Source organism: Streptomyces sp. NPDC001880, from assembly GCF_053594575.1.
Window position 1 is genome coordinate 84,590 of the sequence record NZ_JBSFET010000023.1, and the last position, 10,707, is coordinate 95,296.

At 65.7% G+C, this 10,707-nt stretch carries 8 protein-coding genes; 2 read left to right on the forward strand and 6 right to left on the reverse strand.

All coding sequences use genetic code 11. The features are described from left to right. Position 1: 1 nt before the first annotated feature. The 5 genes from ACWCQ6_RS16110 to ACWCQ6_RS16130 are packed head-to-tail and all read right to left on the reverse strand — an operon-like array spanning position 2 to position 6,816. Entirely contained in the window at positions 2–601 is a 600-nt protein-coding gene (locus tag ACWCQ6_RS16110; protein WP_451089569.1) for a DUF4276 family protein, read from the reverse strand. Positions 602–612: 11 nt separating this feature from the next. Beyond that, positions 613–1,827, reverse strand: coding sequence for an AAA family ATPase (locus ACWCQ6_RS16115; protein ID WP_451089571.1), 1,215 nt, complete (start codon positions 1,825–1,827; stop codon positions 613–615). Next, the gene (locus ACWCQ6_RS16120) at positions 1,824–3,095 is read right to left on the reverse strand and encodes a restriction endonuclease subunit S (protein ID WP_451089573.1); all 1,272 of its coding nucleotides are present in this window, start codon (positions 3,093–3,095) and stop codon (positions 1,824–1,826) included. Before ACWCQ6_RS16120 ends, ACWCQ6_RS16115 begins: the two co-directional genes overlap by 4 nt. Then, the gene (locus ACWCQ6_RS16125; RefSeq protein ID WP_451089588.1) at positions 3,092–5,137 is read right to left on the reverse strand and encodes a type I restriction-modification system subunit M; all 2,046 of its coding nucleotides are present in this window, start codon (positions 5,135–5,137) and stop codon (positions 3,092–3,094) included. Before ACWCQ6_RS16125 ends, ACWCQ6_RS16120 begins: the two co-directional genes overlap by 4 nt. A 17-nt stretch (positions 5,138–5,154) precedes the next feature. Continuing rightward, entirely contained in the window at positions 5,155–6,816 is a 1,662-nt protein-coding gene (locus tag ACWCQ6_RS16130; RefSeq protein ID WP_451089575.1) for an N-6 DNA methylase, read from the reverse strand. A gap of 213 nt (positions 6,817–7,029) precedes the next feature. Here ACWCQ6_RS16130 and ACWCQ6_RS16135 point away from each other — a divergent pair, with 213 nt between their 5' ends. After that, a complete protein-coding gene (locus tag ACWCQ6_RS16135; protein ID WP_451089577.1) occupies positions 7,030–8,691 on the forward strand; it encodes a DUF6119 family protein in 1,662 nt (553 codons plus the stop codon). Between the two features lie 210 nt (positions 8,692–8,901). Here the strand turns inward: ACWCQ6_RS16135 and ACWCQ6_RS16140 are convergent, their stop codons facing one another. Continuing rightward, positions 8,902–9,951 (reverse strand): MarR family transcriptional regulator, encoded by a 1,050-nt coding sequence (locus ACWCQ6_RS16140; protein WP_451089579.1) that lies wholly within the window; start codon positions 9,949–9,951, stop codon positions 8,902–8,904. Positions 9,952–10,385: 434 nt separating this feature from the next. Here ACWCQ6_RS16140 and ACWCQ6_RS16145 point away from each other — a divergent pair, with 434 nt between their 5' ends. Further along, complete coding sequence (locus ACWCQ6_RS16145) at positions 10,386–10,637, forward strand: helix-turn-helix domain-containing protein (RefSeq protein WP_451089581.1); 252 nt, start codon at positions 10,386–10,388, stop codon at positions 10,635–10,637. Positions 10,638–10,707: the final 70 nt, after the last annotated feature.

Consider the following 10,707-nt stretch of genomic DNA (forward strand, 5'->3'; position numbering starts at 1 on the left):
GTCAGGCCTCTCGCTTCCCGGTCATGAGGTAGTGGACGTCACGGCAGAACTTGTCGAATGAGGGTGAGTTGGCACGCGCCATCGCGATGTCGAAGATCTCCGCGAGCGCGGCCTGGTCGACGACCGGCTTGTACGGCCGCCCGTCCACGCGATGATGGGTGAGCCACCCCTTGCAGTCGCGAGGTGTTTCGCAGTTCGTGGGCACTTCGAGTCCGTGTGGCAAGCCGCGGCAGCCGCCCAGCGTGGGCGCGGCCGCGATGAACCACGCTTCGAACTCGCGCTGTGCCAGAACCACAGCCGTGCGCCGGTCGGGGCGGGCAGCGGTCGCCCGCTCCAGCAGCGACGGCCCCAGGGCCGCCGGGCAGTCGTCGTCCGCGTCCAGCACGATGAGGACACCGCCCGAGCCGTCCACCGGGACACGGTCGGCCAGGGCATCGACCGACGCTTCGAGCCCACCCTGCTTGATCAGGCGGCCACGCCCAACCCGGTAGGGCTTGAGAATGTTCGCATCCCAGACCCCTGCTTCGTGCGTCAGCCTGCGCAGGAGAATCGGCAGCGCAGACAGCTCTCCTTCGCCCTCCACCACGGAGGCGATGGTCATCCGCCCCATGTTCAGCTCTCCGTTCGTGGCGGCTGCGGAACCATCTGATCGGAGCGCAGCAAGTCGCCGACCGTGGCCAGGCCGTTGCGGACGATTCGCCGACTGACGTCATCCACGGGCCCCACGGCCGTGACACCGTCCTGCACGACGACTACGCGAATGGCGTCGAGGTCTGCTTCCTTGCGATCGAAGAGTTCGGAACTCTGGCTCGTCGCGAGGATCTGGGTATGCAGACTCGCCTCGGTGAGCGCGTCGAACAGGGCCCCTGCAGCGCCGGGATGAAGTGCGAGTTCCGGTTCCTCCACGGCCACGAGTGGGAGCCGTCCGTCGCGAGACCCCGGCTGGAAGAGCGCCGCCAGCAGGCCGATCGCTCGGATGGTCCCCTCGGACATCGACTCCGCCCGGAATTCCATGGGCAGGGCATCGGGGCCGACCGACAACGTCATCTTGGCTGCGATGTAGTCGCCGTCCTCGGTGGACGGGCCGACGTGTGTCAGTTGCGGCACGATCGCCCCCGCATACGCGGCGACACGCTCACGCATCACAGGATCGAGAAGCCCCAGCACGCTGCCGAGGTGGCCACCGTCCTCGGCGAGTACGCCCGACCGGACAACCGGTCGAGCATCGCGGAGCGCGCAGAGCTCGGGCTCGTAGAAGAACATGCCCGAGAGGGCGTCACGCAGACGCCCGTAGGTTTCGCTGCCGGCACTCACGAGCGGTAGGAACAGCTCGCCTGGCCGCACCCTTCCCGTACGCCCTGCTGCGGGCTCTTCGACGGCTCCGTTCTCCACCTGGAACCGGGCATCAGGAGGACTGCCGACCGGGCCGATCTCGCAGTACTCGCGTTGGATCCACGCTTCGACATACCCCTGCTCCGAGCTGGGGGCGTATCCGAAAGTGATCTCGTAGCGCCCGGTCAGGGCGGTGTCGTCTGAGCGTTCCGGAACGCGGAACTCCAGGGCGATGGTGCACGCCTCGGCGGCCTCCGGAACCCGCCGCAGGACGTCATGCAGACCTCCTCGCTCGCTGACCGCTTCGGGGAGCCCCCGGCTCACGGCATCGCGGACGAACCGCAGGGCGTCGAGGAAGTTCGACTTACCCGCGGCGTTCAGGCCGAGCAGGACGGTGAAGGGACCGAGCTGGACGTCGCAGTGGGCGATGGACTTGTAGTTCTCGATGCGTACGCGGGTGATGAAGGGGACGGCGGGGTTCGCGGTGTCGGTCATGTGGGATCGATACCTCGCCCACTGGCGGTACTCACGTCGATCTGGCCGGTTACGGCGGCAGTGATGAGGGACTGACGGCGCTCGGCGAGGAGCGCGAGCTGCTTATGGATTGCCCCCCGGAGCCTGTCGGTGGCCGCCTGACCTTGTCTGACGTTCACCACCAAGGACGCTTGCTGAGTCTGGGTCGCCGCTGGGATCGGCCACTCGCGAATATCGTCACCTCGCAACTTGACCATGGACTGGGACGAACCACGGGCCACGGCTTCGATCAGGAGCCGCACTCGGCTGCCCAGGGCGATTTCCGTGATGAATTCGGGGTTGATCCCCGGAACCAGCCCTACGCGGTAGATCAGATCGGGCAGCAGCAATCCCTTGACGTCCCCCATCGCCACGGCAACATCGCCGACCAGGCTCGGGGTGTTGGCCCGTGTGACGAGAAGGTCACCAACATGCACCTCATATTCCCTGCGGGGAGTAACCTCGTCAGGGAGGCACTTATTCTCCGTGGGGATGAAGCGTCCATTTTTCACCGCGCTCAGCTTCAGGACGCCCCATTCGTGACCAGTCCGCGGTACTGCCTCACACTGCGGACTGGATCCCTGGTCGATACGAGTGACGAAACGGCGCAGTGGAACCTCATCCACTGTTTCCAGGAGTTGATCCAACATGCCGTCTCGCAGTGCACGGTCTCGCTCGTCGAGTCGTGCGAGCACCGCCTTTTGCAGTGAGGCGAGGCGATCAATGCGGGCGGTCTCGGCGTCAAGGAAGTCGGCGATGCGGCGCTGTTCCTCCAACGAAGGGATGGGGACAGGGACCCTACTCAATTCTTCTTTCGTTACATGTACCATTCCGATCATGCCGCTTGTGAGCACTCGCTCGATCCAGTGAGTGGCAGCGCGCAGGGACCAGTAGAGCCAGTTTTTGTCGCACCCATGAACGGATACGTTGAAAATGTGCTGATTAAGAAAGTGCAGACCCGGCTTATCCCATCGGAAAGGGCCAAAGGATGTCCCCGGATTCCCCGACCAGGAAAATAGCAAGTCGCCGGGACGTACCTGATACTTCGCGCTCAGTTCGAGATTCGAGTAGTTGAAGTTCCCTGACCCGTTTAGGTTCTCGATTCGAATGATGGGCGTGCCAGTGTCGGCCCAGCCGTCCGATTTGAATACGTATCCGTTGGAAAGGGTAGCCAGGTACTTGAGGGGAACCACGCTCCAGGAGCTGGGCAGTGATGCCCCGTACGGGAGTTGCTCCACGGTGGGGGTCATTCGGTCACCTCTCCCAGCAGCGCCTGAATCTGTGCCTCAAGCGACTTCAGCTCAGCATCGATCTCCGCCAGCGGCCGCGGCGGCTCATACACATAGAAGTGCCGAGTGAAAGGAATCTCGTAGCCCACCTTGTACCGCTCGGTCAGCTTCGTCTTCGGGTTTTTGACTTCCGCGACCCACGCGTCCTCGACGTGCGGCGTGACTTCCGCCGTGACGTACTCGTCGATGTCCCGGTCCATCGGCACGTTCTCCGCGTCGCGCAGATCCGGATCATGCTCGGGCTGCTTGCCCTTCGCGTACTGGACCTCACCCTTCGGATCCTGCACGCCCACCGCGTCTCGCAGCGCCTTCTGAAACACCGCGCCCGACGGCCAGATGAGGCCAGCCGCTCTGACGGCCGCATGCAAGGCATCCCACGCGTCGGTCTTTTTCGACCACACCTGTCCGATCAGCGGCTTGAGCGCAGCCACAAACTCGGCCCGCCGCCGGGCCACTTCATCCGGCTCCATCGACTTGCCGCCCAGTACCTTCTGGAGCGACGCAGAGGCAGCAAGCTCAGCCAACGTCTCGTCGGTGATCTCGAAGCGGAGCTTCAGGGGTCGGTCCACGGTGATGCGCTTGTATCCGTACTCCTCGTTGCGGAGGATCTTCACCTTGGCGTGATCCGGGTGCGCCGGGTCCGCCGCGATCTGCTCGGCGTCGCGGTACATCGCACTGATGCCGCCGATCTGCTCGTCGGAGATCTCCTTGCGCTTCTCGCCAAGGGACTTCCGCCGCTTCACCCACTCACCACGTGCGTCGATCATCACGACCTTGCCCTCACGGTGATTGGGCTTGCGATTGCTGAGGATCCAGAAGTACGTAGAGATACCGGTGTTGTAGAAGAGTTGGTCCGGCAGCCCGACGATGGCCTCCAGGTAGTCGCGCTCCAGGATCCAGCGGCGGATCTCCGACTCGCCGGACCCGGCGCCGCCGGTGAACAGCGGGGAACCGTTGAAGACGATGGCGATGCGTGACCCGCCCACCTCCTCCCCGTTCTCGTCCTTCTTCAGCGGGGCCATCTTGTGGAGCATGTGCTGGAGGAAAAGAAACGAGCCGTCGTTGATGCGCGGCAGCCCGGCCCCGAACCGTCCGTCGAAGCCACGGTCTTCGTGCTCCTCCTTGACGGCCTTTTCCGCCTTCTTCCATTCCACGCCGAAGGGAGGGTTGGCGAGCATGTAGTTGAACTTGCGGTCTTCGTGCCAGTCGCGCGTGAAGGTGTTGCCGAACCGGATGTTGTCGGCGGCGTGTCCCTTGAGGAGCATGTCGGAGCGACAGATCGCGTACGACTCGGCGTTGATCTCCTGCCCGAACAGGTTGACTCGGGCGCCCGGCTTGATGTCCTTGATGTGCTCCTCTGCTGCGGCAAGCATGCCACCCGTGCCGCAGGCCGGGTCCAGGATGTCGATGACCTGGCCGGGGCGCCGAATCAGCGCGTCGTCGGGGCCCAGAAGCAGTTCGACCATGAGCTTGACCACCTCGCGCGGAGTGAAGTGCTCACCGGCCGTTTCATTTGAAGCGTCTGCGAACTTCCGGATCAGCTCCTCGAAGACATAGCCCATGTCGTGGTTGCTGACTCTCTTCGGACTGAGGTCGATCTCCGAGAATCGCTGCACCACTTGGTAAAGAAGATCAGCTTCTTCTAGCCGGTCGATTTGAATGTGAAAGGCATAGCGATCAATGATCTGGATGACTTCAGGTGAGAATCCGCCGATGAAGTCCTTGAGGTTGGTGTAGACGTTCTTGTCATCACTGCCGATCGTCCTGAAGCTTTGCTTCGACACGTTGTAGAAGGGCAGCCCAGACGTAGCGAGCAGCAGTGCGTCATTGCGTTCACCCTTGTACGAGGCGGCCCGTTCCCGCACGGCCTCGCGAGTGCCCTTCTCCTCTATGACGCAGTCAAATCGACGCAGCACCGTGAGCGGAAGAATAACCTTGGCGTACTCGGCTGGCCGGTAAGTGTGGCGCAGTCGATCGGCCACCGACCAGATGAAGTTGGCCATTTCCTGATTGGTGTTGCTCACTCGGCACCTTCTCGTGATACGTCCGGCGCCAGGGCGCCGTTGGTCAGTCCGTCGTAGGCCAGGTGGGCGGCCCGGTCGCCCATCCTGGCAACATCCTTGAGCCTTCGCTCGAACTCGCCCAGGTTCCGGAACGCGGCCCCGTACCGACGTTGCTGCTCTATGTCCATCTGCGGAAGATGGGCGCCCCGCAGATCGGCCCGGTGGGTGCCTGTTGTCGAAGTGTTGCGGCGGGTGTTGCCCGCGCTGCGCAGGAAGCCGCGCAGATAGTCCGTGTCGAGCTGATCGCTCGTCGATACGGCCTCGTCCTCCTCCGTGCGTACCAACCCGGCCTGGACCAGATCACTGACGCCCACCACTGGGAAGCCGTCCAGAGAGCCGGTTCCCGGGCCGGGGGGCAGGCTGGGCAGCAACTCGGCTAGCTTGTACAGCTGTTGCTCAAGCTCTGCGCGCAGCGCCAAGTACTCGGCCGGATAGTTGGGCTGGGCAGCGGTCACGTACGCGGACGGGCTGAGGTCCACGTCCTCGCGCAGGAGGTCGATCAACGGTACGTGCGCGACCTGGCCGGCGGTCGGCTCCAGAAGGCCGTCCGGATCGTTCTCCGTGAGGTCGACCATGCGTACGGAACGGACCGCCTCGTCCGTCGCGGAGGGGCGGCGGAGCTCCCACAGCAGGAGCGGTTGGTTGTGACTGGTCGCCAGCCCCGCAGGCAGAGCCACAATCGAGGAGAGGGCGCCACGGCGTACGAGTTCCGCACGGATCCGGCGCCCGCTCCTGCGGTACGCGGCAGACGGCGCGAGGGCGATGAGGGTACGGCCCCCCGGCGCGGTGTGGGAGTAGCAGTGCTGAAGCCAGGCAAGGTCCCCCTCGGCGCGAGGCGGTGCCCCCAGCTCCCAGCGGGAGTCGATCAACAGCTCCTCCCGGCCCCAGTCGGTCTGGCCCAGAGGCGGCTCGCAGACGACGAGCTGTGCACGCAGACCGGGGTGGCGGTCCGCCCGGAGGGAGTCGCCGGCTTCGAGCCGGGTCTCATCGTCACCGGCGAGGCGCGCCCTCAGCCGGGCCAGCTTCAGCAGACCAGCACTGATCTCCTGCCCCGCCCGGGAAGAACCCTCTGCTCCGGCAACCGCGAACACAAGTGAACCGATGCCGCACGCCGGGTCGTAGACGAGTCCTTCGACGGGGCCTGCGAAGTGCGTGAAGGCACGAACGAGCCGTGGGGACGAGACGGCCTGTGCGCCACTGCGCCCGACCGAGGCGACGAAGCGGTTGATCAGATCCTCGAAGAGCTGGGGCGCGGTTCGCTCGGCAGCCAACTGATCGACGGCTTCGCGCAGGCTGTCCTGGAGTGTGTTGCCCCCCTCGTGGACCAGATATCCGCCGATGTCGACAAGGGCGGTGGTCATGTCGTCGCCGTACGCAGCGCGCAGTGCCTGCCAGAGGGCGACCTCCGGCGAGGCACCCCGCCCCTTGCGCTGGCCGGCCAGCCACGCCTCGATCTCATCGAGGGAGAAGAGCGGGCCCGCCGCTGTCCCGCCGACGGGCGCCGGGAAGTTGTCGTGGCGCCGACGCCAATTGGCGACTGCGGCCCGGGTGACACTGGCGAGTCGTGCGATCTGCGCCGCCGTGACGACAGCTGCTGAAACGGATTCCTCATCCTCCATGACGGTGAGGGTACACGTGTCGAGGTGGCCAGCAAAGACGTGAACGCGTTGACAGTGCTAACGCCTTGCTGTCACTCTCTCCTTGGCTTCGCTGTGAGCTGCCTCTCCCTGGCGGCAGGTGCCTCACGAGAGCGAGGGGTGCCCCTGCGCGCCCGGATGCCGACGCGTCAGTCCTGTCCACGCGGCGCCCCCACCGATGTCAAAGGAGCAACCGTGTCCCCCAAGAAGCAGGCTGCGACTCGCAAGACCTCCCTGTACCGGCTCAACGCCCCCGCAGGCCCCGGCCTCGACCTGTATACGCTGGTGGAAGAGCGGTACAGGGGCCGGGAAGGCTTCACCGCCAGGCCCGTCGATCATGCGGGCGTGGTCGGGTTGCTCGTGACCGGCTCCATCGAACGCGACCGCGCCGAATGGTGCGACGTCCTCTCGGAGCTCACGGGCGCCGATGTGCAGGTAGCGGGCCGTACCTCTTCCGGCCTGCTGCTTGTACGCACTGAGCGGGCCGTCTACGCCGTCACGTATGGCATGGGCCACCACATGATCGACCCGGCCCGCCTCGACCTCGGGTTCGGGCTCCAGTTCGCACTCCGTTGCCTGGATCAGGACGACATCAGCCTGGTGCGGCGCCACCTCATGGACGCGCGCGGCCGTACCGACGAGAACTCGACCAATCGGGGCGGAAGCCTGCGCGACCTCGGTACCGAATGGATCGGCTCCGTCGTCAGCAAGATCACCGGAAAGGCGATCGACCTGCCTTTCACCCACACATCCGCAGGACTGCGGAGCATCGGCGTCAGCTGTAGCGACAGCTCCATCAGCCTTCCGCTGGGCCGCTCCCCGCAGCAGTTCCTGAACGATCTGCGGGTCATCGAGGACGCCTGTACCCAGCCCGCACCGCTGCCGGGACTGGAGTCCCTGGCCAGGGTCCGTTCATTGCGCCGTAGGGGTAAGACCGATCTCGTACGGGAGCTCAACGAACGGCTCGACCAGTACCTCGGCGATCCGGATGCCCCGGGCCTCGCCCTCAATTTCCCGGGCGAGTGCGCCTCGCATGCGACGGAGACGCGCGCCATTCGCATCATGCGTGGATCGCGCGTGATCGACGTCGGTGACCTCGACATCGATGACATCCGGCAGTTCGTCCGCGACCGCCCTGACGGATGTCGGCTGTCCACGCTCAAGGACGTCCGCGTCCAGCTGTTCGCCGACGAGGAGTGCACGGAGTCCCTCAGTCCGTCGATTCCGGGACACCGCTGGATCACCGCCGAAGTGCGGAGCGGCGCGGCGCACCACTTCTACTGGCAGGGAAGTTGGTACGAGATCGGAGCTGAATTCGTCCAGGCGCTGCAGGACGATGTCACCGAACTGCTGAACCGCCCGTCCGGTGTCGTCCTTCCTGCGTGGCCCGTGGGTAAGAAGACCGACGAGGACTGGTTCAACAAGGAAGCGGCCAAGCAGCCGGGCTACGACCTCTTCGACAAGAAGACCGTCCGTACGGCGACCTTCCGCGGCGGCGGCCTGGAAATCTGCGACCTTCTCGGCCCGGAGGGTCAGCTCGTCATGGTCAAGAAGGCCGACAAGGGCAGCTCCGGCCTCAGTCACCTGTTCGCCCAGGCGCGGACGGCCGTCGAAGCACTGCGCTACGACGTCGCGGTGCGGGAGAAGTTCCTCGCCCGGGTCGCCGAACTGCGCCCGAACCAGCTGCCCGAGGAGATCCTGGCCACGCCGACTGTCGTCCTTGCCATCCGCCTCAAGTACGGCGTCCCGCTCACGGCGGACTCGTTGTTCGCCTTCTCTCAGGTCTCCCTCCTGCAGACCGTGTTGGCGCTCCAGGGCATGGGGGCCAAGGTCGAGGTCGTTCCCATCTATGCCTGATGCGCCCGGCTCCGTCGTGGTTCCGTCGGCTTCGCTCGGGTGGCCCGGTCGGGGTGCAGGGTGAGAAGTGAGCGATATCCAGGTGCACCCGTTGCAGGGGCGGGCGGTCGTACTCGCTGCCGTGGGCGACAGTGATGAGGTGCAGCCTTTGCTGAGTTGTCGGCGTCCGCACGGCGGCCCTGTTGGATCGTCAAGCAGTGCGCTGGAGTGTCAGGGGCTCTTGAGCATGCCACGGAGTTCGGCGACAAGGTCGCGGACATCGCGTTGGGTGTGGGCTCCGGCGGCCTGCTCGCTTGCGGCGTCCGGGCCGGGCTTGCGGCAGGTGCGGCAGAGGCCGTCGGGGAGTGCTTCGGGCGGGCCGGGTGTGCCGCATTCGGTGCATTCCACCATCAGACGGCGGACGGGGGTGCCTGGCGCGTCCGATGTCGGGGTGGTGGGCAGGTGGGGCGGGAGCTTGTCGTTGAGACGGCGGCGTACGAAGCCGATGGGTGAGTCGACCTGGGCAGGGAGGCCGGAGGTGAGGGCGTGGGTGAGGTAGTCGGCGTTCACGCCCCGGGTGAACCACTCGGCGGCCAGGGGTTCAAGGACGGCGCAGTCGGCGGCGGAGAGGGCCAGGCGCGGTTCGATTCGCCCCAGTTGAGCCAGGGCGAGGTACGCCGGTGAGGGGTGCCCCGGAGTTGGTTCGGGGGTCCGTTGCTGCGGTACGACGGGTACGGGAGCGGGCGAGGTGGGCTGCGCCGGGGGCTCGGCCGGGGTCGTGGGGGCCGGGGCCGGCGGTTGTGCTTCGGTCCGGGGAGCGGGGACTTCCGCAGGGCCCCGGGGCGGCTGGGGAACGATCGTCTCCTGGGTGGCTCGGCTGTTCTCGTCGTCCAGGAAGGTGCCCCACCATTCGTTGTCGCGGGCGGTGCGGGACCAGAAGGTCCGGGTGACCCAGCGGAGCTGGCCGCGCACCTCGATCCGGCACTGGGCGTGCCGCAGGTGACCGGCCACTCCCAGCGCCCTGAGGGCGCTGCCGACGGCCATCTGTCCGTACAGGGGGATGTTCTTGGCGAGCGACTTGATGTCCATGGCCGCACCGTCGGGCAGACGGTCGACGTACCCGGCGATGTAGCGCTCACGCTCGGGCAGCAGCATGAAGTCGTCGGCGCGCGACGGGCGTTGGTCCGGTGCGGATCGCTTGCCGTATCCGAGATTGGCCCTCGCGTACGGGCGCGAGGATGCGGGTGCACGCAGGGTAGGGCTAAGGTTCTCACTAGCCACGAGATCGCTCTTTTCGATCTTGGGGTGAGACCCCGGCCGGTGCGCTTACACCGCGTCCGGGGTCGCTTGGTCCAAGGCACCGTAAGCAGCCGCGACAGCGCGCCGCAAGCCGGTCCGGATTAGTCGTACTTGCTGGCCGTGACAGGTTGGGGAGGGCGGGGAGGTTTTCTCAACCCCCTTATTTCACCTACCGGTTAACCAAGAGCGCTCGAATCCCGGCCCTCGGACTTCGACGCCCGGGTCCCGAAGCTCAAGCGTCGGTCCCGGGCCCCCTCCTCGCACCCACGAAAGAGTGAACCAGCCGGTTTTGGGGCTCGACCCCCGACCTCGAAGCCCGGAACTCGGGTTGCGGACCGCAGGGTGGCACTGCCTTTGGCGAAGGCCCCTTCCTGTCTCTCGATCGGCGTACGCTGAATCGGGAAGGGTGGTGCCGCATGTCGGATGAACTCGCTGACAACCTCAGGAAATACCGTCGTGCTGCCGGACTCAGTCAAGAGCAGCTCGCGCACCGAGCAGGACTATCGGTTGGGCCCGTCAGGAAGATCGAGCAGGGCGATGACGGTGTGCGAATGGAGACACTTCACGCCCTCGCCCGCGCGCTTGGAGTGAAGACCTCCAACCTGATGGCGGCTGGAGCTCCGAAGCCCGTGCCTTTACGACAACTTAGAGGATGTCTCACGTGGTGAGTTTGGCGAGTTTCTTGTAGCAGGTCAGGGCCGCTGCGAGTCCGAGGAAGGCGAGGAAGTGGGAGCCCTT